The 25,032-nt window shown below is 64.0% G+C and carries 25 protein-coding genes and 1 pseudogene; 12 read left to right on the forward strand and 14 right to left on the reverse strand.

The window, feature by feature from the left end:
• The first annotated feature begins 34 nt into the window (after nucleotides 1–34).
• Nucleotides 35–358 carry a helix-turn-helix transcriptional regulator gene (locus K4043_RS02220; RefSeq protein WP_265308028.1) on the forward strand — a complete coding sequence of 108 codons (324 nt, stop codon included), beginning with the start codon at nucleotides 35–37 and terminating at the stop codon, nucleotides 356–358.
• An 89-nt stretch (nucleotides 359–447) separates the two neighbouring features.
• Here the strand turns inward: K4043_RS02220 and K4043_RS02225 are convergent, their stop codons facing one another.
• Together K4043_RS02225 and K4043_RS02230 are read right to left on the reverse strand one after the other, a co-directional pair.
• Entirely contained in the window at nucleotides 448–816 is a 369-nt protein-coding gene (locus K4043_RS02225; RefSeq protein WP_265308029.1) for a JAB domain-containing protein, read from the reverse strand.
• Between the two features lie 140 nt (nucleotides 817–956).
• Complete coding sequence (locus tag K4043_RS02230) at nucleotides 957–1,901, reverse strand: DUF932 domain-containing protein (protein ID WP_265308030.1); 945 nt, start codon at nucleotides 1,899–1,901, stop codon at nucleotides 957–959.
• Nucleotides 1,902–2,541: 640 nt separating this feature from the next.
• Here K4043_RS02230 and K4043_RS02235 point away from each other — a divergent pair.
• Complete coding sequence (locus tag K4043_RS02235) at nucleotides 2,542–3,318, forward strand: hypothetical protein (RefSeq protein WP_265308031.1); 777 nt, start codon at nucleotides 2,542–2,544, stop codon at nucleotides 3,316–3,318.
• Between the two features lie 199 nt (nucleotides 3,319–3,517).
• Here K4043_RS02235 and K4043_RS02240 read toward each other — a convergent pair whose 3' ends face one another.
• Nucleotides 3,518–4,561, reverse strand: a complete 1,044-nt coding sequence (locus K4043_RS02240) for an inovirus Gp2 family protein (protein ID WP_265308032.1) — start codon at nucleotides 4,559–4,561, stop codon at nucleotides 3,518–3,520.
• Nucleotides 4,562–5,534: 973 nt separating this feature from the next.
• Between K4043_RS02240 and K4043_RS02245 the strand changes: the two genes are divergently transcribed.
• Complete coding sequence (locus K4043_RS02245; RefSeq protein ID WP_265308033.1) at nucleotides 5,535–6,041, forward strand: hypothetical protein; 507 nt, start codon at nucleotides 5,535–5,537, stop codon at nucleotides 6,039–6,041.
• Nucleotides 6,042–6,161: 120 nt separating this feature from the next.
• On the opposite strand, the gene K4043_RS02250 is transcribed toward K4043_RS02245, so the two are convergent.
• The gene (locus K4043_RS02250) at nucleotides 6,162–6,959 is read right to left on the reverse strand and encodes a helix-turn-helix transcriptional regulator (protein ID WP_321160127.1); all 798 of its coding nucleotides are present in this window, start codon (nucleotides 6,957–6,959) and stop codon (nucleotides 6,162–6,164) included.
• A 98-nt stretch (nucleotides 6,960–7,057) separates the two neighbouring features.
• Nucleotides 7,058–7,840, reverse strand: a pseudogene (gene xth / locus K4043_RS02255) (exodeoxyribonuclease III); the annotation flags it as partial.
• Nucleotides 7,841–8,019: 179 nt separating this feature from the next.
• Between xth and K4043_RS02260 the strand changes: the two are divergent.
• The 4 genes from K4043_RS02260 to K4043_RS02275 all read left to right on the forward strand — a co-directional run bounded on the left by K4043_RS02260 (nucleotide 8,020) and on the right by K4043_RS02275 (nucleotide 10,966).
• Nucleotides 8,020–8,640: a DNA-3-methyladenine glycosylase gene (locus tag K4043_RS02260; protein WP_265308035.1), complete on the forward strand. Its 621-nt coding sequence runs from the start codon at nucleotides 8,020–8,022 to the stop codon at nucleotides 8,638–8,640.
• The gene (locus K4043_RS02265) at nucleotides 8,637–9,215 is read left to right on the forward strand and encodes a M23 family metallopeptidase (protein WP_265308036.1); all 579 of its coding nucleotides are present in this window, start codon (nucleotides 8,637–8,639) and stop codon (nucleotides 9,213–9,215) included. Before K4043_RS02260 ends, K4043_RS02265 begins: the two co-directional genes overlap by 4 nt.
• Before the next feature lie 90 nt (nucleotides 9,216–9,305).
• Nucleotides 9,306–9,803: a DUF892 family protein gene (locus tag K4043_RS02270; RefSeq protein ID WP_265308037.1), complete on the forward strand. Its 498-nt coding sequence runs from the start codon at nucleotides 9,306–9,308 to the stop codon at nucleotides 9,801–9,803.
• 5 nt (nucleotides 9,804–9,808) lie between these two features.
• Nucleotides 9,809–10,966: a catalase family protein gene (locus K4043_RS02275; RefSeq protein WP_265308038.1), complete on the forward strand. Its 1,158-nt coding sequence runs from the start codon at nucleotides 9,809–9,811 to the stop codon at nucleotides 10,964–10,966.
• A 33-nt stretch (nucleotides 10,967–10,999) separates the two neighbouring features.
• On the opposite strand, the gene K4043_RS02280 is transcribed toward K4043_RS02275, so the two are convergent.
• The 3 genes from K4043_RS02280 to K4043_RS02290 form a co-directional block, all read right to left on the reverse strand.
• Nucleotides 11,000–11,623 (reverse strand): hypothetical protein, encoded by a 624-nt coding sequence (locus K4043_RS02280; RefSeq protein ID WP_265308039.1) that lies wholly within the window; start codon nucleotides 11,621–11,623, stop codon nucleotides 11,000–11,002.
• 3 nt (nucleotides 11,624–11,626) lie between these two features.
• Nucleotides 11,627–11,968: a type II toxin-antitoxin system prevent-host-death family antitoxin gene (locus K4043_RS02285; protein ID WP_123729354.1), complete on the reverse strand. Its 342-nt coding sequence runs from the start codon at nucleotides 11,966–11,968 to the stop codon at nucleotides 11,627–11,629.
• A gap of 94 nt (nucleotides 11,969–12,062) precedes the next feature.
• Nucleotides 12,063–14,357: a GH92 family glycosyl hydrolase gene (locus K4043_RS02290; RefSeq protein ID WP_265308040.1), complete on the reverse strand. Its 2,295-nt coding sequence runs from the start codon at nucleotides 14,355–14,357 to the stop codon at nucleotides 12,063–12,065.
• Between the two features lie 185 nt (nucleotides 14,358–14,542).
• Between K4043_RS02290 and K4043_RS02295 the strand changes: the two genes are divergently transcribed.
• The gene (locus K4043_RS02295; RefSeq protein ID WP_265308041.1) at nucleotides 14,543–15,592 is read left to right on the forward strand and encodes a kelch repeat-containing protein; all 1,050 of its coding nucleotides are present in this window, start codon (nucleotides 14,543–14,545) and stop codon (nucleotides 15,590–15,592) included.
• 32 nt (nucleotides 15,593–15,624) lie between these two features.
• Here the strand turns inward: K4043_RS02295 and proP are convergent, their stop codons facing one another.
• The 4 genes from proP to K4043_RS02315 all read right to left on the reverse strand — a co-directional run bounded on the left by proP (nucleotide 15,625) and on the right by K4043_RS02315 (nucleotide 19,416).
• Nucleotides 15,625–17,112, reverse strand: coding sequence for a glycine betaine/L-proline transporter ProP (proP, locus tag K4043_RS02300; protein WP_265308042.1), 1,488 nt, complete (start codon nucleotides 17,110–17,112; stop codon nucleotides 15,625–15,627).
• A 382-nt stretch (nucleotides 17,113–17,494) separates the two neighbouring features.
• Nucleotides 17,495–17,824 (reverse strand): thioredoxin family protein, encoded by a 330-nt coding sequence (locus tag K4043_RS02305; protein ID WP_123729358.1) that lies wholly within the window; start codon nucleotides 17,822–17,824, stop codon nucleotides 17,495–17,497.
• Between the two features lie 9 nt (nucleotides 17,825–17,833).
• Nucleotides 17,834–18,247: a host attachment family protein gene (locus K4043_RS02310; RefSeq protein WP_123729359.1), complete on the reverse strand. Its 414-nt coding sequence runs from the start codon at nucleotides 18,245–18,247 to the stop codon at nucleotides 17,834–17,836.
• A gap of 116 nt (nucleotides 18,248–18,363) precedes the next feature.
• Nucleotides 18,364–19,416, reverse strand: a complete 1,053-nt coding sequence (locus K4043_RS02315) for an alpha/beta hydrolase (protein WP_265308529.1) — start codon at nucleotides 19,414–19,416, stop codon at nucleotides 18,364–18,366.
• Nucleotides 19,417–19,694: 278 nt separating this feature from the next.
• On the opposite strand from K4043_RS02315, the gene K4043_RS02320 reads away from it, so the two are divergent.
• Genes K4043_RS02320 through K4043_RS02335 form a run of 4 tightly spaced genes read left to right on the forward strand, consistent with a single transcriptional unit; the run spans nucleotide 19,695 to nucleotide 24,027 of the window.
• Nucleotides 19,695–20,372 (forward strand): DUF3348 domain-containing protein, encoded by a 678-nt coding sequence (locus tag K4043_RS02320; RefSeq protein WP_265308043.1) that lies wholly within the window; start codon nucleotides 19,695–19,697, stop codon nucleotides 20,370–20,372.
• A gap of 10 nt (nucleotides 20,373–20,382) precedes the next feature.
• A complete protein-coding gene (locus K4043_RS02325; protein ID WP_265308044.1) occupies nucleotides 20,383–22,788 on the forward strand; it encodes a DUF802 domain-containing protein in 2,406 nt (801 codons plus the stop codon).
• Nucleotides 22,785–23,432, forward strand: a complete 648-nt coding sequence (locus tag K4043_RS02330; protein WP_265308045.1) for an OmpA family protein — start codon at nucleotides 22,785–22,787, stop codon at nucleotides 23,430–23,432. Before K4043_RS02325 ends, K4043_RS02330 begins: the two co-directional genes overlap by 4 nt.
• Nucleotides 23,422–24,027, forward strand: coding sequence for a DUF2894 domain-containing protein (locus tag K4043_RS02335; RefSeq protein WP_265308046.1), 606 nt, complete (start codon nucleotides 23,422–23,424; stop codon nucleotides 24,025–24,027). Before K4043_RS02330 ends, K4043_RS02335 begins: the two co-directional genes overlap by 11 nt.
• Before the next feature lie 9 nt (nucleotides 24,028–24,036).
• Here the strand turns inward: K4043_RS02335 and K4043_RS02340 are convergent, their stop codons facing one another.
• Entirely contained in the window at nucleotides 24,037–24,474 is a 438-nt protein-coding gene (locus tag K4043_RS02340) for a hypothetical protein (protein ID WP_265308047.1), read from the reverse strand.
• A gap of 66 nt (nucleotides 24,475–24,540) precedes the next feature.
• On the reverse strand, nucleotides 24,541–24,936 hold the full coding sequence (locus K4043_RS02345) for a hypothetical protein (RefSeq protein ID WP_265308048.1): 396 nt from the start codon (nucleotides 24,934–24,936) through the stop codon (nucleotides 24,541–24,543).
• Nucleotides 24,937–25,032: the final 96 nt, after the last annotated feature.

Here is a 25,032-nt window from a genome sequence, read left to right on the forward strand (position 1 = left end):
TGTACGCCATCAAAGGATGGCTTCGACAGAGCTCATGGCGCCTCCCAAACTAAGCAGCACGTTCACCAAACGCCTGAAAGAGGCGCGATTGGCGCTAGGCATCTCTCAACGCGAGCTTGGGCGTCGGATCGGACTGTCGGAGGATGTTGTGTCCAGTAGGGTGACTAGATACGAACTGGGTACCTCTGAGCCAGACTTTGCAACGGCAGGCCGACTAGCCAAGGAGCTTGGTGTTCCCCTGGCTTACTTACTCGCCGACAGCGACATCCTTGCAGACATCATTCTTTCAGCAGCCAACATGCCTGCGGCTGAGCAGCGGAAGTTGGCCGCAGAGCTAAGGGCCAAGGTCCGGAAATAGCTTCCCCAGAAGCCAGCCTACTTAGGCTCTTTGTGAGGCATCTCCGATCGAGACAAGGCTAGTCATCAGAGCGACGATCGGCTCGATCCCTACAGCAGACCTCGAACAGCCAACGAAACTGCCTGATCTGCGGTAACCACGAAGTGGTCGAGCAGCCTCACATCCAGCATCTGCAGGATGTCCTTCAGGTGAGCCGTGATCGCCCGATCAGCTGAGGACGGCTCCGGGTGACCGCTTGGGTGGTTATGAGCCAAGACAACCGCTGTCGCATTCAGCGCCAAAGCGCGCTGAGCAACGATCCTCGGTGAGACCTGCGTACCGTCAATCGTGCCCGAGAACAGTCTCTCGGTAGCGATGAGGCGATTGCGGGAGTCCAAAAATGCCGCTTCGAAATGCTCCCTCTCCTCGTTGCCAAGGCGAAGTCGGAAGTAAGCGCCACAGGATTCCGGATCGCCCATTGGGCGGCCTGGGACTCTGGCACGCCCCTCGACAATCCGGAGAGCCCGAGAAACGATCTTGTCCTCCTCTGCTCGGGACTCATCATCCTTCATACGGATACAGCGCCCAGGGGGTAGCGGATCAATCGTGCCGAGGCCAGTCATGCCACCAACCCCCACACCTCCTTCCAGGCTCGCTCCTTGAGCCTCGCGCCCTGTCCAAACCACGCCGCGTCCATGCGATGGTCTCTGCTGTAGGCACGGCGATGGTGATCCACGTACTCGGTGATCCCGTTGAGAAGTCCCCAGGCCGTCCCTTGGCTGGAGTCAAATTGGGCGCCACGCCCTGCTCCCTGAAACAAGGACCTCACGTTCGAGACCGCCCTCTCGTTGACCACGGGGTTTGCACCTTGAGAGGTGTAGGTCAGCACCCGCCGCAACAGACCTTCAGCCGAGTCCGGATCTACCCGGCACTCGGACAGGACCTTGATACGGTTCGAGAACTCTCCCCAAGCAGAGACCGTGATGCCGAGTTGGCGCTTCACCACTGCGGGGTCGAATTGACTCCGATGCGGCACCTTGATTGCCCCCTCTCCATGGCGCAAGGAAATGGCGAGGGTGTTGTTGCACACGACCCGAATAGAGGTGAGCTGAGCTGTGGTAGCCAAGGTCCCATCGCACGCGGTCGCAAGCAGCAGATAGCCATTCACTCGATCACGCCCCCTGAGTGCGACCGACTGACCGGTACGCGCCAAAGCCCAAAATTTGCGCCCCTGGCGAAGTACGCCGGCGGTCTCAAGCTCAAAGCCGCTCTCCTGCGTCAGATCACGGTAGAACTCCAGGATTTCGCCCGGCTGGACAACCTGAAACCGCTTGGACACAACCGCCAACGGGGCCCTTGTGTCAGAGCGGAACAGGACCTTGTTCTCGGGGAAACTATGGAGTCCAGACTCTTCTGTTGCAAACTGGACTTCTGACTCTTCGATGCTCCAGTCCATGCCAGCGCTACGCTTCCAGACCTCGATGGATTGCTGCTTGCTCAGCTTATTGCCCAATCCATGCCACGGCGTTTGGCCTGTATAGGCCGTCGTTTCAACCAAGTGCATTGTCAATACCTCTTGAATGGGTACAAAACGCACAAGGCCCGGACAAGCCGGGCCTTGTAAATCGTTCGAATGGAAGTTCAGTAGTCGAGGGGATCACTACAACGGGGACAGATAACTGTTGTGGCACATTTGACAATCCCAGCCATCACCGCTGTCGCTACCACCATCACGCAATAGATCAGCTCGACCTTGTGCTTCATCACCATGAAACTCCTCTCTCGTCATGTCCGTTAGTGCCATATGCAAAACCCGCTACCACGAGCGTCATGCGAGTAGTACGGGTTTGAAAAGCATTTGAATCCAGTCTGCGTTCGCTCCATCACCACGGACGTATGCTTCGCTCGCGTCGACCAGGTTCATCCGTGTAGTACGGATCTCAAAATCCTTTGAATCGACTTTTCGGCCCAGAGCGACGCAACGAGCGAGGTGTTTCATTACAAGTTGGAGCTCAAGGCATGGCTAGGAGCTAGATCGAGGGGGAACACCCGATCGTCGACAAAACAGAGGCCTCTTGCGACACGCTATTCAGTCGCAAATCGTCATGTGCGACAAGGTTTCTACCGCGCGTGGATCTCAGATCCCTAGGCAACTTGGTTGAAGTGGGACAAGCTCGCCGCATTACAGCCATCCAGGAAAGACCATGTACGGCTACGGCGCTTACCGGACATCGGAAATGACCCCGCCGCTCGCTGATTGCCTCAAGCGCGCAAGGAAGGAGATCGAGGACCAGTACGAGGTACGGGCCAAGCTCCTTGATCCCAAAGCATCGTTCACGAATGATTGGAATACGCTCTGCGAGCGCATGTTTGCCGATGGAGAAACAGCAACCGAGTGGGACGAAACTGCGGAAATTCTGCGTGTGTATGGCGCACTACCGGAGGTCTTCGCGCTGATTCGTGTGCCAATTGTCCTGTGGCTAGAAGCCAAGCTCTCTTTCGACAATCATGACCCCCAGCGCGCTTGGGCGGCTCTGGTTCGCTGCAACTATTACTTGGGCATGTGCAGTGCCCATGAAACAAAGCGTGAGCGCGCAGCCAGAGGGGGCAGGCATTCTGCACAACGAACACTCCAGCTAAAGAACATGGTGCTGGAAAAACTCAGGAGCATGCAGACTGATGCCTATCCGAAGAAGCAGGATGTGTGGGAGATCCTACTACCAGAAATGGAGTCTTTCACTCCAGCCAACGAAAAGGAGATCAAACAGCAAATGCAGGTGAAGCGCTGGGGACGCGACCCGATAGATATCTACAGGGATACGTTCGATAGACGCGGCAAGCCAGGGAAGAGTAGTCACGGCAAGAGCTACAACCCAGCGCAGTTGATCAGGCGTTGGACGAACGGTGATGCCGACATCCGTCGCGAGCTGGTCCGCGTGGTCGCAGGAGACCTAAACACTCGGGCATCTCGCGCGAAATAGAAGTCGGCGGCCAAGGTCACAAAGCGGCCCGGCGCCGTCACCTGTTGGTTGCTATAGGCGGAGATGGGCCACTTCGTTCTGGCGATCGCAACCTGCGGCAGTGACCACTTGGCGCCTGCTTTCACAGTGGCTGGCTGGCAACGCGCATCCAGCTGCGCCCGTTTACTGCTAGGCGAGGACAGGCCCGCAGCGACGACAGCTAGGCGGCCCGCCGCCTAGGGCGCCCCTTCCTCGGCTCACCGTAAGCGGCCAGTTGCCCCTTTCCGAACGTACGGCCGATCTCCGGCTCGTTGAGCTTGACGTAGTAGTCCACCTTGGTGAGGTAGAGGACGGCATGCTCGAGCCGTTCGCGCTTCTCAAGATCGTCGTAGGCAACCATGCCGATCCCAACCCCTTTAAAGCGCTCGTAGAATGCCTTCTTGGCGTTGCTGTTCCAGTACCCCCCCTCGCCCCGCGTGACCTCGTCACGCCAGTACTCACCGAGGGATCTAGCGATCGCAACGTCCTGGCATGTTTCGTTCCCATTGAAGAAGGCAACCACGTGGATGTGGTATGACTTGAGTTGACCGTACTCCAACTTCCAGATGTAGCCGACAAGCGTCGGATGCCTGTCCCGCATTCCGCGGAGGAAGATCGCCAGGTCCCGCTTGATCCGAGCAGAGTCAACGTCACCTCCCGGAAGGGTGTTTCGGTACTCACTGCTGTAAGCAAGATCAAAGCGAGCCACGCAAAGCCGCGAATTTCTCGCAAAAAGTTCCGTGATGTAGCACGTCGCGGCGCGAGCGTTCTTTCTCGAACTTCGCTCCTGGCCACTGAGAAGACTCGAAAACGCGCAACCTTTGGCTTCTTCGCGAATTCTATCCACCCATGCATTCGCCACGCCGATGTCGGCGGAGCCGAATGTAATCGCGGTGGCTTTGAAGGACTCGAACTCTCTGGCCAGGAGTTCGAAGTACGGACTGAGCTTTTGCTTATTGAAGAAGGATTTTATAGCGAAAAAATCAACGGTGGCGCAGCGCCGCACAGCCACTGCTACCGGGTCAATCTCCACAGAGCTATGCGACCCGAACCGCTTCAGCTTAAACAGATCACCCTTGGACTTTACCAAGGCGCGCATGGCCTCATCCACCCGAACAATTTCCTTTGGGTAGTCAACCGGCAAATCGAGGACAATTCGCTCCTCTTGATGCTCAACCATCCTATCGGTCCATTGATCGGTGAAGTTTTCGCGTTTCTTGAGCATTACGTCTCCAACGCAGCAGGACACTGCAATATGCTCCGAATGAAGAGCCGTTAGTTTGGCCGCCAAGCGGAAGTTGACTGAACTAAGATATAGAATCCGGAAAGGAACTCCCTTCCAGAGCTTTTGCACGCCTGGCTTTAAGCTGGCCTAAAGCGACAATAGTTAGTGCACGCCGATGTGGCCCATGAGGCTGAACTCACACCTTCGGTCGGTTAAGAACCCTGTACTGGGACTTCGTGCGATGGAGCTGTCATTCCCAAGACGGAAGGGATCGCTCGCTGCCCTGGAGGTCATGCGGCGACATGGGTAGCGCGTTTGTTGCATGCTGTTGACATAAGTGACTGGGATTCCCGAGGGCCGTCTGCTCCCAGGTGATTGATTATGGAGGCTCGGGATTCAGAGGCGCTCCGTTGTGCTGCATTCGTCTCAGCGTGGAAGGGGTGACCACGGTAGGCCCGCACGCTGGATCTTTCACCTACCTCAACCACTTGAGGTGCGTTAGCCAGTGATAGAGTGCGACCTCAACAGCGTGAACTTTTGGCCGCAAGTTGGTTCCGTTTCCGGAAGTTGGTTCCGAACCGGGAAATTTGCCAGGCTGGGTCGCGGCAGGCGGATAATCCCGTCAGTGCATGTCGGGTTTGACCACATGCTCGCTACTGCTGAAAACGCGCGCTGGTTTCGACTTGGTTCGTTGGTTACAGCGCAGAAGTCTCGATCAGCTTCGCGGACCAGCGTAGGCGCAGGGCCATAGGCGACACGTCAATGAGCGTCACGCTATCCGACGTCCCCAGGCCACGCCCCTTAGCTATAAGGCGTCAACAAGATCTTTCAGAGGGTCCACAACGCTCTGACATCTATCGGACTGGGAAAGTCAGGCTCCGACGGGTAATGTGCCCCGCGTTGAGGCCCCCTAAGCATCGCAAGTGATAGGGAACCTCTAGTTCTTAATCGCAGATCGACCGAGTCAATGACAATGGACTTCGAAACACATAGCGCTGATCTACCAGAAATCAGGCGCCGCCCTACTCAAGCCCAGGGGCTGGTCTCCATCGGCGAGGTATTTCGTAACTACGCATCCCAGGCTGGGGGCGAGGTCTCGATGGATGAGCTGCTTCAGCGTTGGCCATACCCATCGGACTATGCGATGGAAGTGCTTTCCCGTGCGCAAGCTCTTGGGCTACTGGAACTCTCCAATCGTGCAGCGGGCCTCATAGTAGTACTGACGCAAGCAGGCGCAGGCCTCCTTCTGCCAGTAGGCAGAAGCGAAGGCAAGCCCCACTCCGGCCTAACCGCATCGTTGGACACTGCCGCTGTCGCCCTAGAAGAGCTGCGTCGCGTAGCGCGCCTGTATTACTCTGTCTACGGCGAAGAAGGCCTGAACGTACTCACTAACCAGCTGCACAAGGTCGTCGCTCCCGAGGTTGGAGTCGAGGATGCCTTGACCGACCTGGCTCATAAGATCAAGCCGATTGTCGGATAGCAACGAGGGCGGCGTAACGCGACCCGTCTTAGCAGTGCCACTCCGTTGGCCCTGCCTTGCACGAACGTCCCGGTCGCCTCGTTGGCGTGAAAACTGAACAAGGGACGTGCAGCTCGGGCCTTAGTGGAAGAACTGACTGGGGAGCTGGCCGAAGCGCTTCTTGAACATCGCGGTAAAGGCGCTCGGACTGGCATAGCCCAGCGCGAGCGCCACGTCGATCACCTTCTCACCGTGCGCCAACTGTTCCAAAGCGCGCAGCAGCCGCGCCTGTTGGCGCCATTGCCCGAAGGTCATGCCCAGCTCGCGTGCGCACAGGCGCTGGATGGTTTTGACGTCCACGCCCACACGCCGGGCCCAGTCCTGAAGCGTCGATGGGTCGTCAGGCGTGGATTCCAGCTGCTGACCGATGAGCTGCAGGCGTGGGTCGGTGGGCTGAGGCAGGTGCAGTGGCAGTACCGGCAGTAGCTGCAGCTCATCCAGGATCAATTGCATCAGCCTGCCATCGCGCGAATCGGCCTGGTACGGTGCGGCGACATCCATCGCCGCGTGGATCAGGGCCGCCAGCAAAGGCGTGACCGAGACCGTCGACGCACCGGCCGGAGGCTGGGCAATCGCCTGCGGCAGGATGTACAGGCTGCGCATGCCGACCGTGCCGATGCAGCTGACTTTGTGCCCCATGCCGGCCGGGATCCAGACCGCGCGCGTGCTCGGGCCGACCCAGCGCCCTGTCCCGGCCTGGACCACCAGCACGCCGGTTTCGGCATAGACCAGCTGATGGCGGTCTGGATGATGATGCAAGGCGATGATCGTTCCGGCGGGATACTCACGCGCTCGGCAGAACACGGGGGTCTCTGGACCGGCAGGCAGCCGCTTGCCTTCGCCGACACCCGCGGCGATGTCTCTTTTCCGATATGGCATGGCAATACCCTCGCAAACGGCCTGCCAGACGACTCTACCGCGTCAGGGGTGTTTTCGATATCGGTCCGCTACGGCTATCGGGGCTTCGGCGGCGCCAGTACCTCGATCCAGGTCGGCGCGTGATCGCTTGGCTTTTCCAGCGCCCGCACCCAACCGTCAACGCCTGCGTCCTTGAGGCGAGGCGCAAGCACCGGATTGAGCAGCAGATGATCGATGCGTAGCCCGCGGTCGCGGGCGAAGTGCTCACGGAAGTAGTCCCAGAAGGTGAAGATCTGGGCATCGCCATGCACCGCGCGCAGGCTGTCGGTCCAGCCCTGGTCGAGCAGCGCCTGGTAGGCCTCGCGGACCTCGGGCTGCAGCAGCGCGTCCTTGCGCCACGATTTGGGGTCGTAGATATCCACATCCGTGGGCACGACGTTGAAATCGCCGATCAACGCGACCGGGTGCGGCAGCGCGACCAGGCTTTTCGCGTGCCGATGCAGGCGTTGCATCCACGTCAGCTTGTAATCGAACTTGGGCCCCGGCCGCGGATTGCCGTTGGGTAGGTACAGACCGCCCACGATCACACCATGCGCTGCCGCTTCCAGATAACGACTCTGATGATCTTTGGGGTCCCCGGGCAACCCGCGCCGGCTTTCGATCGGGTCCTGCCCGCGGGCCAGCAGCGCAACGCCGTTCCACGAGCGCTGCCCCTGCCAGATGCAGCCGTATCCAGCGTCGCGGATGGCCGCTTCCGGAAAGGCTTCCTGCGTCGCCTTGAGTTCCTGCAACGCTACGATGTCCGGTTGTTCGCGCGCCAGCCATGCGAGCAGATGCGGCAGCCGCGTCAGCACGCCGTTGACATTGAAGGTCACGATTTTCAGGCGCTTTCTGTTGGGCATGGCGCGCTTCATCGCGGCGGTCAAAGAGGTTGAGGATTGCCCTGCATCAATCAACCTGGCGCGAGTGCCGGGCGAGCATGGCGTGACGATGGCGGCGCGTTGATCGTGCATTGACCCTATCCGCGTCACAGTAAGCCCTCGTTTCGGACCGGTACGGTGCATCCATTGCGCGGAGGATCATGAAAACCTGGAAGGTGCTGCCGCGGCGCTTTTACCAGCGCCACCCAGCCGAGGTGGCGCCCGAGCTGCTCAACAAGCTGCTGGTGCGCGATGACGGTCGCGCAGGCCGCATCGTGGAGGTTGAAGCGTATGCAGGTGAGCAGGATCCGGCCGCGCATTCCTATCGCGGCATGACCGCGCGCACCGCCACGATGTTCGGTGAAGCCGGGCATCTGTACGTGTATTTCAGCTACGGCATACATTGGGGCTCGAACGCAGTGTGTGGTGACGTCGGCCAGGGCTGGGGCGTACTGCTGCGCGCTCTGGAGCCGGTCGCCGGGCTGGAGCTGATCCGCGAGGCGCGCCCGGCAATCAAGCGTGAGCGTGATCTGGCCAGCGGGCCGGGGCGGTTGTCGCAGGCGATGGGCATCACCAAGGCCTTGGATGGCGCGGATCTGGTGCGCAATGACCGTGGCATCCGCCTCGTGTCCGATGGCATGGCGCCACCGGAGGCCCCGGGGGTCGGGCCACGGATCGGCATCACCAAGGCAATCGACTTTCCGTGGCGCTGGCACGTGCCGGCGCACCTGCACGTGTCGGGACGCACCGGGGCGAAGAAGACGGGCGGGACCCTATCGTGAAATCCCCGCTATCGGCCACCTCTCCGGCCCGCCGCGTACGACGCTGGCTCGTGCGCGTGTTCATTCTTGTCGCCTGCATTGTGGTGGCAGGCGTGCTGTGGAACAGCCCCATCGCCGAATCGCCCCGGGCGCTCTGGCGCCTGTCGCAGATGCGAGCACCCACCGCCCTGCCCGTTCCCGTGGCCGGGGTTTCGGCTCGCCAGGTCGCCGATACGTTCGGCGCTCCCCGTGGCCGTGACCGCACGCATGCCGGTGTCGACATCTTCGCCAAACGCGGCACCGAGGTGCGCAGCGCCACACCGGGCATCGTCACGGATATTCGCGAGGGTGGCCTGGGTGGGCGTCAGGTGTGGGTGATGGGCCCGGCGCGCGAGCGCTACTACTACGCCCACCTGGACGACTGGCATGAAGGATTGGAACGAGGTCAGGTCATCGAGCAAGGCACGGTGCTGGGCTATGTCGGCGACACCGGCAATGCCAAGGGCACGCCGCCGCATCTGCATTGGGGTATCTACGGTACCGACGGCGCCTACGATCCGCTGCCGCTCCTGAAGGCATGGCGGGATGCGCCCTGACGGCGTGCAGGCCCCCTTCACAACAACGCGCGCTGGACTAACACCGATGCGCCTAGCGTCGGTGACTCACCACCTACCGGCAGTACCTCCATGGCGATCAAGACCGCAGAAGATCTGTTCATCCACGAGCTCTCGGATATCTACAGCGCAGAAAAGCAGCTTACCAAGGCGCTGCCGAAGCTCGCACGCGCTGCGTCCAATCCAGACCTCGCTGCCGCCTTCACCCTGCACCTGGAAGAAACCCAGGGCCAGATCGAGCGCATCGATCAGGTGGTCGAACTGCTGGGCATTCGGCTCAAGCGGATCAAATGTGCCGCGATGGAGGGCCTGGTCGAAGAAGGCAAGGAGGCCATCGACAGCATTGAGGAAGGCCCGGTGCGCGATGCCGCGCTGATCGGTGGTGCGCAGAAAGTGGAGCACTACGAAATCGCCTCCTACGGCACCATCGCCGCGATGGCCAAGCAACTGGGTTACAAGGCGGCTGTACCGTTGCTGCTGGAAACGTTGGAGGAAGAGAAGGCCACCGACGAAAAGCTGACCCTGCTGGCCCTGGCCGGTGGTGGCAATGCAAAGGCTGCTGCAGCCTGATTTCGATGGAAGCCGCTGCCGGGGAGCCGGACTCCCCGCGCAGCGCGGTGTTCGTTATTGCACTTGACCCCACAGGAGCCCCAATGTCGCTGCGCCCACCCGTTCTCTACCACGCCTCCCTCGAACATGCAGACGCGGAGGAAACGACGCACATCCATGAGCTGGCCGAGGTATTCGCGCGGATGGCGCTGACCGTTGCCGAGCAGGAAGGTCATGCGCACCGCGCGGTGCATGCCAAAGGCCAGGGCCTGCTGAAGGGGCGGCTGCGGGTGTTGGATGGGTTGCCTGCAGAGCTGCGCCACGGTCTTTTTGCGCGGCCTGGCAGCTACGACGCGCTGGTTCGCCTGTCGTCGCCGCCCGCTGAGCAGCTTCCGGATTCGGTCTCCACCCCGCGGGCGATGGCGCTCAAAGTCATTGGCGTGGACGGGCCCCGCGCGGAAGGCGCCCAGGAAGAACACACGCAGGATTTCCTGATGGTCAATGGACCAGCGTTCAACACGCCGGGCGTGGCCGGCTTCCTGCGCTCAGCCAAGCTACTGGCCGCCACCACCGAGCGGATGCCGCGCACCAAGCGGATGATTTCGACCACGCTGCGTGGCGCCGAAGCGGCGCTGGAGGCAGTCGGCGGGCAAAGCGCCACGTTGAAGGGCATGGGCGGCGAGCCGCAGCATCATCCATTGGGCGAGACCTTCTTCAGTCAGGTACCGTTCCTCTACGGCCCGTACATGGCCAAGTTCTCGCTGGCCCCGATCTCACCCGAGCTGCTCGCGCTGACCGGGGACAAGATCGGCTCGGACGCCGACGCGCAACGCGAGGCGGTGGTCACCTTCTTCACCGATCTTCCCAATCCAGTGGAATGGGAACTGCGCGTGCAGTTGTGCCGCGACGTGGAGCAGATGCCGATCGAGGACGCATCGGTAGTGTGGCCCGAGGCGGACAGCCCGTTCCTGCCGGTCGCACGCCTGAGCGTGGCGCAGCAGAAGGCGTGGCAGCCTGACACCTCTCCCGGCATCGAGGATGCACTGGCGTTCGCACCATGGCATGCGTTGGCCGAGCATCGTCCGCTCGGCGGGTTGAACCGCGCGCGCCGCGTGGTGATGGCTGCCTCACGTCAATTCCGCTCGCGGTTCAATGGGTGTCCAATCCACGAGCCGGTGGGCTGAGGCCGCCTTCAGGCGCAGCCGCGAGGTGTTGCCTCACCGGATGCCATGCAGCTCCATGGCGCGCATCACGATCGGCTTGGCCCAGTCAGGCGTCTGCAGCAGCTCGATCGCCGAGGCCGGATAGTGCAGTCCGGTGCGGTCCAATTGCAGCACCGGCAACGGCTCGGCGCCATCGGCGTCGGCCGGCGCACTGTTGTCGTAGACATGCAGCTCGGCCAGATGCGGCAACAGCGCCAAGAGGTTCTCACGGGACGAATCGTAGCGGGCACGGATCTTGTCGGCGGGAATGTCATGTCCGCCGCGGCTGACCCGTGCTGCGACACGTTCCATATGAAGTTCCACGCTCTGCAGGCCGCAGAACCAGATCGCCACGTCGTGCCGGCCGCAGGCTTCGCGTAGCAGGCGCGGAATCGTATTGCCGCCCAAGGTGGTTTCAAACGCGAAGTCGGTGCCCTCGTCGATCGCCTGCCGCAGCCGACGCGCGCCCTCGTTCCAGGCCGCAGCATTGGCCTCGCCCAGCGACCAGCCAGTCTCCACCAGGCGCCGGGTGAACGTATCCGGGTTGAACCAGGTCAGGCCTTCTTCTTCCAGCCACATGCCCAGCAGCGAACTCTTGCCGGCACCATTGACGCCGGCCAGCACCAGAATGCGTCCCATCGGTCAGAGCGGGCTGCCGAGCGCGACCTTGCGGCCGCGGCGGATCGGCTGCCCCAGTACCTTGCCCAACCCGCCATCGCGGCCAAGACTGGCCAGCGTGGTATCGAAGGCGGCGCGCAGGCGCTCCAGCTCGCCCAACCGCTCGTCGGTATCGCCGCCGGCGGCCTTGGCCAACAGTTCCTGGTAGGTTTTGATGTCCACGATCACCGCTTCGGGGTGATTGTGATTGGTGATCACCAGCGCCTGCTTCTCGCGCACCGTGCGCATCAGGCTGGGCCAGCCGCGGGTTTTCACCGACGAGGCCGTGGCCTTCTCAAGGCCGGGCAGATCCAGTGGCAGGGTCATAGCACGCTCCAGGACGGGATGTGCCCACTATACCCTTTCTGGCCAAATTGGACATAAATCCCATTTTGGCCAGAAAGGAGATGCGGGCTCCCGGTCAGTGGGACATCGAATACGGCTGCTCGGCGCCCTGCCCCGGCCAGGCCTTGTTCGGCTCGGCCTGCAGGGTGAAGCGCAGCTCTCCGCCGGCCAGGATCTCGTCGTGGCGCAGGAAGGTGCGCTGCAGCGGCTGGCCATTGAGGGTCACCGAACCGACATAGTCGTGGCCCTTGCCCAGCCCGTCGGTGACGATGGTGAAGGTCCTGCCGTTGGGCAGATGCAGCGCTGCCTTGGGCAGGAACGGACGGCCAATGATGTACTCGCCGCTGCCCGGCGCCACCGGGTAGAAGCCCAGCGCGGTGAACACGTACCAGGCCGACATCTGGCCAAGGTCGTCATTGCCAGCCAGGCCGTCGGGACGGTCGGCGTACTGGGTGTCCATGATCTGCTTCAGGCGCGCCTGGGTGCGCCACGGCTGTCCGGCATGGGCATACAGGTAGGCCACGTGGTGGCTGGGCTCGTTGCCGTGCGCGTACCAGCCGATCAGGCCAGTGATGTCTTCCATGTGTTCGAAGATCGAAGGGTCGACCTTGGCCTCGAACACCTCGTCCAGCCGGGCCAGCAGTCTGTCGCTGCCCCCGTGCGCGGCGGCCAGGCCGGCCACATCGTGCGGCACATACCACGAGTACTGCCAGGCGTTGCCTTCGGTGTAATCCGTGCCGTAGCCGCTGGCGCTCGGGTCGAACGGCGTGCGGAAGCTGCCATCGCGCTTGCGCGCGCGCATGAAGCCGGTGTCCTTGTCGTACGCGTTGCGCCAGTTGGTGGCGCGCTTCTCGAACTCACCGGCGACCTTCGTGTTGCCCATGGCCTTGGCCATGCGCGCGATGGTCCAGTCGTCGAAGGCGTACTCCAGCGTCTTGCTAGCCGCTTCACCTTCCTCATCGATCGGCACCCAGCCCAGCTCGCGGTACTGCGCGATGCCATCGTACGGGCCGTAATCGGCGGTGGCCACCATGGCGGCGAGCGCCTTGTTTTCATCGAAGCCACGGATGCCCTTGAGGTAGGCATCGGCGATCACCGGCACGGCGTGGTAGCCGATCATGCACCAGGTTTCCTGGCCGTGGAACGCCCACACCGGCAGCATCCCGTAGGCGCTGTTGTGCTGGTGCGCGAGCAGCGAATTGATGAAATCGCTATTGCGTTTCTCCGGCTGCACCAGGGTGAGCAGTGGATGCAGGGCGCGGTAGGTGTCCCACAGCGAGAACGTCGAGTAGTTGGTATAACCCTCGGCGCGATGCACGGCATTGTCCGAGCCACGGTACTGGCCATCGCTGTCCATGAAAACGGTCGGCCCCAGCAGGCTGTGGTACAGCGCGGTGTACGCGCTGCGACGGTCATGCTCGGGGCCGTCGATATCCAGCACCGACAGCGCCTGCGTCCACTGCGCTTTCGCCTCGGCACGGACGCGGTCGAAATCGAAGCCCGGCACTTCGCTCTCCAGGTTGGCGATGGCCCCGGCCTCGCTGACCGACGAGATCGCCACCGTCACCACCAAGGGCGTGTCGAGCGTGCCGAAATCGAAGGTACCCACGAGCTGGCGGCCTTCGATCTGCGCACGCTGGGCCGGGCTCTGGTGCCCCGGCGGCGGGAAGCCTTTGTAGGCGATGTCGGTCTCGGTGTTGTGGAACGCGTGACCGGTCAGCGGACGCGAGAAACGCATCGCGAAATACAGCTGGCGACCTGGCGCCCAGCCGCGGGTCTCGCGAAAACCGGTGACGGTGCCGTCCTCGCGGGCGCGCAGGCGTGACCACATGATCTTGCCCGGGTAATCGTAGAGGCTGGTACGCAGGTCGAGCAGCACGCGCGCCGGCTGGTTGGCCGGATAGGTGTAACGGTGCACGCCCACGCGGGTGCTGGTGGTCAGCTCCGCGCGCACCTTGGGATCATCCAGGGTGACGGCGTAGTAGCCCGGCTCGGCGCGCTCGTCATCGTGGCGGAAGCGCGAGGTATAGCCGCTGCCGGGCTTGTCCGGATCGCCACGCTCCAGGCTGGCATCGGTGCGCACCGGCATCAGCAGCACATCGCCCAGATCGGAATGGCCGCTACCGGAGAAATGCGTGTGCGAGAAGCCGACGATGCTCGTGTCGTCATGCCGGTAGCCTGCCGCCCAGCCATACGCCTTCTCGCGCGGCTGGATACGGGTGTCCGGACTGAGCTGGACCATGCCGAACGGGACCGTGGCGCCGGGATAGGTGTGCCCCTCCCCGGCCGTACCGATGAACGGATCTACCGCCGCGTAGGCGCGCTCGCCAAGTTTCGTTGGCGCCGCTGTGGCTGTGCCGGCCACCAACATCGCCCCTACTGCGAGCCCCAACCACCGCACCATCCCCGTTTTTGTCATGGCGTTGAATTTAGATCGATTCAGGTGAGGTTGATCCTAGCACCGGCGTGACGGAGGGGCATGTTGCGGTGCGGCTGACGACACCGAGGGACGCGGCTTGCTACGCTGGCGTCCGGTTCGTTTCCGGGAAGACCTGCATGGTGTTGCGCCGCCTCACCCGCCTGCTGACAATCCCCCTCATCACCGCTGCCCTGCTCGCCGCCTGTGCGGGACGCACCGCGCCCAGCGGCCTGACGACAACAGCCGGTGCCTCCGAATCACCGGCGGCCGCGCTGACATGGAAGGCGCACGAAGGCGGGCATCCACCCACTGCGCGCCACGAAAGTGCGTTGGTCGCGCTCGACGGCAAGCTCTACCTCCTGGGGGGACGCGGTGAGCGCCCCCTGGAGATCTTCGATCCCTCGAGCGGACGCTGGACGCGCGGTGCACGACCGCCACTGGATCAGCTCCACCACGCGCAGGCGCTGGCCTACGACGGCCGCATCTGGGTGCTGGGGGCGTTGACCGGCGATTTCCCGGCCGAGCCCGCGGTGCCCACCCTCTGGGTCTACGACCCCTCAGCGGATGCGTGGCAACAAGGGCCACCGCTGCCTGCAGGCCGCGCACGCGGAGCCAGCGGCGTTGCGTTGCACGCAGGACGGATCTACCTGGTCGGTGGCGTCACGCGTGGACACACGGGTGGCGTGGTGCCTTGGCTGGATGTCTTCGATCCCGCGACGGCAAGGTGGACGGCGCTGCCGGATGCACCGCATGCCCGTGATCACTTCCACGCCGCGGTGCTGGACGGGGCGCTCTACGCCGCCGGTGGCCGGGTCAGCGCCCATGGCAGCGGCGCATCGGGAATGCAGTCGGTGGCGGCGGTGGACGTGTTCGACATTGCCTCGGGCCGCTGGTCCACACTGCCCTCGCCCCTGCCTACGCCGCGCTCAGGCACTGCCGCGGTCGCCTGGAATGACAGGCTGGTCGTGATCGGTGGCGAAAGCGATGCGCACACCATCGCACACGCGGAAGTCGAGGCCTGGAGCCCAGCAACACAACACTGGGAAGCGCTGCCGGCGCTGCCGGTGGGGCGGCACGGCATGCAGGCAGCCGTACTGGACGGGGCGCTGCATGTCGTCGCCGGCAGCGGCAATCGCGGCGGCGGCCCGGAACTGGACGACCATTACCGCTTGGTCGCCCGTCCGTAGTCCATCGCAGGCAGGGCGTACCAGGGCCCGGTTTACGCCGGGCGTGCCGAGTCCGGCACCGCCGCCTCGGGCAGCATGGGCTGGGTCGCATCCACCGTGACCGGCTCATCACTGCGCATCAGGGCACGCGCTTCGGCTTCGCTCGCCACCGCCGGCGGAGAGCCGCGCAGTGGCATGCCGGCGGTCTCGCGGACGAACAGCATGGTGATCACGCCGATCACCGCCGCGCCCATCAGGTAATAGGCGGGTACCAGCGGATCACCGGTGCGCTCCACCAGCCAAGCGGTCACCAGCGGCGTGGTGCCACCGAACAGCGAGACCGATACGTTGAAGGCGATCGACAGCGCGCTGTAGCGCACCGGCGTGTAGAACAGCGCCGGGAGCGTGGACGGCATCGAGCTGGTGAAGCACACCAGCGCCAGCCCGAGCAGCATCAGCCCCAGGAAGATCAGCCAGTCATTGCCGCTGCCCACCAGTTTCAGGCACGGGATCGCCAGCAGGAACAGCGCGATGCAGGCACCGATGATCATCGGGCGACGGCCCAGGCGATCGCTGAACAATCCACCCACCACATTCAGCGGCATCATCACCAGCATCACGATGATGATCAGCAGCAGGCCTTTGCTTTCGGCATAGCCCATCGTGACGCTGAGGTAGCTGGGCATGTAGGTCAGCAGCATGTAATCGGTGACGTTGAACACCAGCACCAGGCCGACGCAGATCAGCAGCTGTGCCCAATGCACGCGGAACAGCGCGCCCAGACCCGGGCGCTCGTGATCGCGCTTCTCGGCCTCCTCGGCATACGCGCGGAAGGCCGGCGTCTCTTCCAGCTTCATGCGCATGTACAGGCCAAGCAGACCCAGCGGGCCGGCCACAAGGAACGGAATGCGCCAGCCCCAGTCCAGCATCTGCGCGCTGCTCAGGGCCATGTGCAGTGCGGTGACCGTGCCGGCACCGGCGATGTAGCCGCCCAGCGTACCGAACTCCAGCCAGCTGCCCATCAGGCCGCGGTTGCGGTCGGTCGAATACTCGGCGATGAACGTCGCCGCGCCGCCGTACTCACCGCCGGTGGAGAATCCCTGCACGATGCGGGCAAGCAGCAGCAGCGCCGGCGCCCAGATGCCGATACGGTCGTACGAGGGAATCAGGCCGATGCTGAAGGTACCGGCGGCCATCAGGATCATGGTGGCCGCGAGCACCTTCTGCCGCCCGTACTTGTCGCCCAGCGGACCGAACACCAGGCCGCCCAGCGGGCGCACCAGGAAGGCGACGGTAAAGGTGGCGAAGGTGGCGATCAGCTGCGCGGTCGGGCTGCTGTCGGGGAAGAACACGTGGCCGAGGGTGACGGCGAGGTAGCCGTAGACGCCGAAATCGAACCACTCCATCGCGTTGCCGAGCGCCGCAGCGCCAACGGCCTTCTTCAACATGGGGCGATCAACGACGGTGACTTCGTCGACATGCATCTGGCGGCGGCGTTTGAACCAGCCGAAATGAGCGTGTGCGGCAGGCAGGTCCTGCATCTGCTTTCTCCTGGAAGCAGGCCATCGCGGCGCCCGAGGTCCCGCGCACGGCACAGGAAATACCGCCTCTGATGACACAGCGCGATGCGCGAAGAGGGGTTGCAACAGACGATCCCGGACGGCCGCGTGGACTCAGCGACGCTGCGGGATGGATGACCAGGAAGCGGGCAATGGCCCGGGGGTGATCAAGCGAGCCATGTTACTACATTTGTCAAGCGCGAGGCCCGTACTGCTCCGGTCGGCAGCGTGGAACAGCATGTTTCAGGCTGTTTTGATTCCTTTTCACGCGATGCACACACACTCGGGGAGCGGTGGGAATGCGGTAAATGTGTTGCGCTGACGACGATCACGCAGGCAATGTCGCTCGAGAGCGGGCGGCGCGTTACTGTCCGCGCTCGAGCGCATCGATAAGCGGCGCGAGATCGTCGCGCTCGTGTGGCCGCACCGCACGCGCGATCTCCTGGCCGTCGCGCAACAGGATGACGGTCGGCCACAGTTTCACCGCAAAGGAACGGCCCAGCGGCCGCCCCTTGCCATCCTCGACCTTCAGGTGCGTCGCGTCGTAGCCACCCAGAAACTTCTGCAGCAGGGGCTGGGCGGCACTGCAATGGCCGCACCAACCCGTTCCGAATTCCAGCAGCACCCATCCGCTGCCCGCATCGATGTCGGCACGGGTGATGTCGGAGGGGCTGTACTCACGAACGAAGGTCACGGGCGGTGCTCAGGACAGTGCGCGCTGGATGTCCTCCAGCGGTGCGTTGGTGTAGTCCTTCGCAAGATCCTTGATCAGCCGCTCCTGGGTTTCCTTGTGCAGCAACGGCCGGATGCGGCCCAGCGTCTGCGGATCGGCGATCAGGATCAGGTGCGCATAGCGGTTCTTCAGCGCATCTTCGTTCAACTGCGCGGCGACCTGCTTGGCAAACGTGGCTTCGTTGAGCTGGGAGATCGTCATGTCCTGTGGCACCGAGCCGGACGGGCCCTGCCCCGAGGCGCCGGTCTCACTAACGGCCTGCAGCTGAAGTTCCCCCTCCTGCTTGAGCTGAAGCTTGTGCGCGGTGCCAACGTTGGTGAACACGCGGGCCGAGCCGCCATCGGCGACAACAACGAGGGTACCTTCGGGAATCTGCTGGCTCATCATCTACTCCTTATGGGGAAAACCGAGCGCGGGTGCACTCGGGTTCCACCGTAGGCAACCTCATGTAAGCACCGTGCATACGGATGTATGCATTCCGTATGCAGCGCCTGTGCGCCCTACTCCACAGGCGCTGGCGGTAGCGGCATGTCCAGGTGGCGGCTGAAGAACCGGGCCATCACCCGGTAAGCCTGCTGGCTCTCCGGCAGCCGGGCATCCAGGTGAAACGCGTGGCCCAGGCCGTCCCAGACGTGCAGATCCGACTCGCGGCCCAGGTCCACCAGGCGGGAATGCGTAAAGGACACGTTGCTCAGCTCCGCCGCACGGGTGGCAGTGATGAACAGGGTCGGCGGGAACTGTGCGAGGACCGCATCGGAGAACACCGGCGACACCAGCGGATCATGGAAATCCACCTTCCCGTAGTACAGATCTTCCATGATCGGCAGCGTGCCATCGGCATGCGGCAGCAGTGCATCGGTCACGGCCGCGGCCACATAACGGGAGTCGCCGCCATAGCGTGCATCGCCGCCGGCGCAGAACAGGCCGGCTGCGGCCGGCATCGGCAGCTTCTCCTTGGCGAACCACGCCAGCGATTCGCCCGTCAGCACGCCGCCGGCCGAGCAGCCGAACAGACCGATGTGACGTGCCGGCATCTTCTCCAGCGCCGCACGGTAGACCGCCGCCACATCCTCACTCGCAGCCGGGAACTGATGCTCCGGGCCTTGCCGGTACTCCACCGCTACGACGGTGGCCCCGGTCATCGCCGCGACCGGGATCGCCTCAAGCAGACCGAGGCTGTCTGCACGCCCGAACACGAACGCGCCGCCATGCAGTTCGATCAACAGACGCCGCTGCGCCGGATCGGCTGGCGCACTGCGTGGCTCGACACGGACCACCGGCACGCCATTCCAGGTTTCGTGGTGCAGCACCACCGCATAGCGCTGGCGCAGCGCCTTGATCTCGCCGTAGGCCCAGTCATCGGCACCCTTGCGGATCGTCGCCAGCTCCTTGAGCACGGTGGCGTTGTCCATCTTCGCGACCGGGTCGCCGTTGACGACGGCGCTGCGCATCGCGGCCTGTGCTTCGGGGCTCAGATACCGGGACAGCGGCAGCGCGAACGCCGGCACCCTCCGCACACCGTCCGCCTGCGAGGGCGCGGGCGTGGCTGCCATGACGTTGACGCTGAAGGCCGCCAACAGCGCCATGAGCGCGAACGCCCGGGTCCAATCCATCTGCTGCACTCCCCATCCGAAATCGAATCACAGAATAGTCGTTGCCTGCGCGACGCGGGACACGTGGCACGCTGGCTGGAGAGCCGAGTGCCCGCCAGCGAAGGCAACTGGTCAGCGACCGGCTCCCGCTGGCGAAGTAAGTGGCCGGCGAGGCTGAACCCCAGCGCCCGGCGGCCCGTGGTCATTACGGTGTAAAATTCGTCGTTTTAACCGGAACAATGGCCAAAACCGCGCAACGGACGCCTGTCCCGGGCCCGGCCTTCATCCGGCTGCTCGCCCGCCTCGCTGAAAGCAACCTGTCTTCGACGGGCCCTGCCCTGTCAGACCGGCTCAGCGAGTGGGTGGACTGGACGCGGGCGGTCACCCTGTCCAAGGCGCTCGATGGCCGGCTCCCACCCGCCGTGGAGGGCCCGGATTTCGATGCCGACGAGGACGCCGAGTGCCAGCGGATACGCGCTGCGCTGGAGGCGACCATTGTTCAGGAACCTCAGGGCGCCAGGCACCCTCGCCGGGTCGTGGCGGCCGACGGTGGCGACGCCCCTGTCGAGTACACCGTGTTCCGCGAGCGCTACCTGACCCAGCAGCGCGCCATGCTCAGTGCCACCAGCCGTCTGCGCGGTCGCCTGCGCGACATGTTGACCCGCACCTCGCCTGAGATGGCCAGGCTCGCCGAAGTCGACGCACTGATGGAGCAGACCCTGAGCGCGCGGGAGTACAGCCTGCTGGCCAAGGTGCCGGTGCTGCTCGGGGTGCATTTCGAGCGCCTGCGCGATGCCGGCAGCGATGATGGCTGGCTCGAGGTGTTCCGCCGTGACATGCAGAGCCTGCTGCTGGCCGAGCTGGATATCCGTTTTCAACCGATCGAAGGCCTGCTTGCAGCGCTTCGCACCCACTAACCGGGACGTCATGTTCAGAACCAGTCTTCACTCCGTTGTTTTCCTGCTTGGCCTTGTTGCGGTGTGCTGGATCGGGGCGGGCTATGCCAGCACCAATCCGGTCGGTTTCGCTGTCGCCCTGCTGATCGCCGTCTGCTACCTCGCCGGTGGCCTCGAGCTGTATCGCTACCGACAGGCCACCGCCTCGCTCACGGCGGCCAGCGCCAGTGCTGGCACCGCCAGCGCCGGGCTCGCCACCTGGCTGGGCCAGCTGCATCCCAGCCTGCGCAATGCTGTGCGTCTGCGCGTGGAAGGCGAGCGCGTTGCCCTGCCCGGTCCGGTCCTGACGCCGTACCTGGTCGGGCTGCTGGTGCTGCTGGGCATGCTCGGCACCCTGCTCGGCATGATGGCGACGTTGCGCGGGACCGGACTGGCGCTGGAAAGCGCGACCGACCTGCAGGCGATCCGCGGCTCACTGGGTGCGCCGGTGGAAGGCCTTGCGGTCGCGTTCGGCACCTCGATCGCCGGTGTCGCCACCTCCGCGATGCTGGGCCTGCTCTCGGCCCTGTGCCGGCGTGAGCGCCTGGAAGCGGTGCAGCAACTGGACGTGGAGATCGCGACCACCCTGCACACGCATTCGCAGTCCTGGCAGCGCAATGAAGCTTTCCGGTTGCTGCAGCAGCAGGCCGAACTGATGCCGGCGCTGGTGGAACGGCTGCAGGCCATGACCACCGCGATCGAGCAGCAGAGCAACGTCTCGGGCGAGCGGATGCTGGCGAACCAGCAGAGCTTCCATGCCAAGGCCGACGAGGAATATGCCCGCCTGACCGCCGCGATCGAGCAGTCGCTCAAGGACAGCGTCGCCGAAAGCGCACGCGCGGTCGGTGCGGCCTTGCAGCCGGTGATGGATACCACACTCGCCGGCATCGCCCGCGCCAACGCCACCATGCACGAGACGGTGACCGATGCAGTGCAGCGCCAGCTGGCCGGCTTGACCGAGGGTTTCGACGCCAGCCGTGTCGCCACTGCCGCGTCCTGGCAGGCCGCGCTGGACAGCCAGCAGCGGACCAACACGGCACTGACCACGGACCTGCGCGCCGCGCTGGATGGGTTCGCCGCGCAGCACGATCAACGCGCGCTTGGCCTGCTCGATGCCGTTTCCACGAAGCTGGTCAGCACCGCTGATGGTTGGCAGGCGGCCCAGTCCGCACAGCAGCAGACGAATGAAGCCATGGCGGCTGAGCTGCGCAGTGCACTGACCCAGTTCGCCGAACAGCATGGCGAGCGCTCCAGCGCGTTGCTTGAGGCAGTCTCGACCGAGCTCAGCGCGACCGCGCAGCGCTGGCAGGAGGCTCAGGCTGCGCAGCAGCAGACCCATGCTGCGCTCACCGGCGACCTGCGCACGGCGCTGGCCAGCTTCACCGAAACACATGACGCCCGGGCCACCGGCCTGATCGACGCGGTCGGCAGCCGCATGGACGCCACGACCGCGCAGATCGCCGAGGCATGGCAGCAGGCGCTCGGCCGCCAGGATGCCGCCGCGACTGCAGTGAGCGAGCGTCACCAGCACGCGCTGGATGCCGCCGCCGCGACGCTGCAGGCGCAGGCGCTCTCGCTCGGCGAGGCGATGCAGCACTCGCATAGCCAGCTGCAGGACGCACTGGAAGCACGCGATCAACAGCGCCTGAGCGTGTGGACCGATGCCTTCACCGGCATGAGCGCCAGCCTCGGCGAACGCTGGGAGCAGACCGGCGCCAGCGTCGCCAGCCATCAGCAGGAGATCTGCGACACCCTCGCCCGCACCGCCAACGACATCACCCAGCAGGCCCAGGCGCACGCCAGCGAGACGATCAGCGAGATCTCGCGCCTTGTCCAAGCCGCCTCGGAAGCGCCCAAGGCCGCGGCCGATGTCGTCGCCGAACTGCGCAGCAAACTCTCCGACAGCCTAGTCCGCGACACCGCTACGCTGGAAGAACGCAGCCGTCTGCTGGCGACCGTGGAGACCCTGCTGGATGCGGTCAACCACGCCGCCAACGAACAGCGCGTCGCCGTCGATGCACTGGTATCGACCTCGGCCGAGCTGTTGGACCGGGTCGGCACCCGCTTCACCGATCACATCGAAGCCGAGACCGGCAAGCTGGGCAGCGTGGCCGCGCAGGTCACCGGCAGCGCGGTGGAAGTCGCGAGCCTGGCCGATGCGCTCGGCAGCGCCGTGCAGTCCTTCGGGACGGCCAGCGACGGTCTCAACGAGCGGCTGGCCCAGATCGCCGCCTCGCTGGACGGCTCGCTGGCGCGCAGCGACGAGCAGCTCGCCTACTACGTTGCCCAGGCGCGTGAGGTGATCGACCTCAGCGTGCTCTCGCAGAAGCAGATCATCGATGAGCTGCAGCAGCTGGCCGGCCGCCGCAGCAGCAAGGCCGGGGTCGCCTCGGCATGAGCGACGAGATCGAAGTCGAGGCCGACGGAGGTGCGCCGATCTGGGCCGCCTTCGGCGACCTGATGTCGGTGCTGCTCGGTGCGTTCGTCCTGATTCTGGTCGGCGTGGTCGCGCTGCAGCTGGAGCTGACCCACCGGCTGGATGAAGAGGTCAAGCAGCGCCAGGCCGAAGTGCAGCGCCGCCAGACCTTGGAGCAGGCCCTTGCCGGTCCGCTCGCGGCCGGGCGCGTGACGCTGGTGGATGGCCGCATCGGCATCCGCGGCAATGTGCTGTTCGCGTTGAACTCGGATCAGCTGCAACCGGAAGGTGCCGACGTCCTCAAGAGCCTGGCCGGGCCGCTGAAGGGTTACCTGGCCTCGCGCGAGGAGATCCTCATGGTCAGCGGCTTCACCGACGACCAGCAGGTGCGCGATGGCAACTGGCGCTTCGCCGACAACTGGGAACTCTCCGCCGAGCGTGCGTTGACCGTCACCCGCACCCTGATCGCCGAGGGCGTGCCGTCGGATGCGGTGTTTGCCGCGGCGTTTGGCTCGGAGCAGCCGGTGAGTTCCAACGCCGACGAGGATGGCCGCGCCAAGAACCGCCGCGTCGAAATCGCCCCGATCCCGAAACCCAAGGCGAGCAAGGCCGCGGATGCCACGTAATCCTGTCGCAACCGCTGAGCTTCTCCAGCGTTGGCGAGCGGACAAGCTCGACCAGCTCGACCGCACGCGCTTTGCCATGATTGAAGCGTTGCATGCCCGCGCACAGATGCATGACGGTGAGGTGCGGGCGCTGTTGCAACGGAAGCTGGACGCGTTGGTCGCGGGTTACGCTGAGCGGGTTGCCGATGCGTCGGCATCGGTAGTGACCGCGCCGGGCCTGTTATCGGGTCGCATCGGCCTGCAGGCGCTGGTCACGGAATTAACCGTGCAGCACAGTGCTGCGTATCCGGAATTGCCGGTGCTGGGCGAGGTCCGGGCGACGTGGGCCAGGCTTCGCAATGCCAGCCAACTCAAGGAATCACTGGCCCAGATGCCCACCAATGGTGGGCCGTTGAACTCCGGTGTACTGGTCCATCGCGCCCTGACGCTGATGAAAGAGACCTCGCCCGGCTACCTGACGCATTTCATGGCGTACCTGGATGCGCTGTCGGGCATGGAGCACCTGCATCAGTGGGGCGTGCTGGTGGCGACGCCGAAGGTTGTGCCGCGAGGGGCGAAGCCGCGGCGGCCGCGTGCGGGCAAGGCAGCAAACTGAGGTTTCTCATTAACCTGTGAGCGCAGAATCCAGGGATGAGGGATCAAAACCAGCGCCGATCAAGTGCAGGCACAGGTCATAGGGCGACGAGGGACTGAAGAACTCTCTCGCAAGGATTGACTCGCCCGACTGCGCGCCCTCCAGCCACGCCTGAATATGGTCGGCGAGACTCGCCAGCTCGCTCAGGGGGCCTGCGATCCAATGGCTATCGATGACTGGTGACGTCCATGTGCCAATCTCAAGATAGTCATACGGACCCAGATTGCAGTGGCATGAAATCCAATCATTGCCTGGATCGGAAGCATAGAGGCGAACAGCGGCAACGAAGGCCTCCAGCCCGCCCACTTCCCCCGTGATTGTCCACTGCTTGGCGGCATGGTCGACCTCATAGTAGAAGCGGAGCTTTCTCCATTCGGACCGAAACCACTCATCCGAAAAATGGTCCATCAGACTTCACTCCTTGGGTTCATGATCGCGGCGCAGGCTTAGGAGCGGGCACTGCCTCGTCAAATGTCATGGTTCAGAATGGACCTCCTCTTCGGCGCGCCGTGGCCCGCTTCGAACAAACACGCCAACGCATGCGCCCGCCATGCCACTCAGGACGGACACCACGACGTTCGGCGCATTGATGCGGAAGATTGGCAGGAAGCCTGCCTGGGTTCCCGCGTTGACGAAGTAAGTCGCCATTCCCCAGAGACAGACGTACAGCACGCCGACGATGATCGCGAACCGGTACTGCCTTGCGATAAGCCCGCCAAACAGCGCGAACCACATGCCGGCAGCCGAGGACAGCACGTCGCTTGTGTCGAATGCAAAATTACTTCGAGCCACTACTGAGATGCCCAGGAAATACGCGGCCCCGAATACCAATGCCAGCAACAGAAGCAACGCCCCAAGTTGTCGCCACATGGATTGAAACTCCCCTTCACTCCGTTCTAGGGCCACTCTACCTGAATGCGCTTCCCCAGCCTTGCCCCCCCCCCGCCCCTCTTGTCCCCGCCAAAT

The organism is Stenotrophomonas sp. SRS1 (genome assembly GCF_026130205.1).
Taxonomy (GTDB): domain Bacteria; phylum Pseudomonadota; class Gammaproteobacteria; order Xanthomonadales; family Xanthomonadaceae; genus Stenotrophomonas; species Stenotrophomonas rhizophila_B.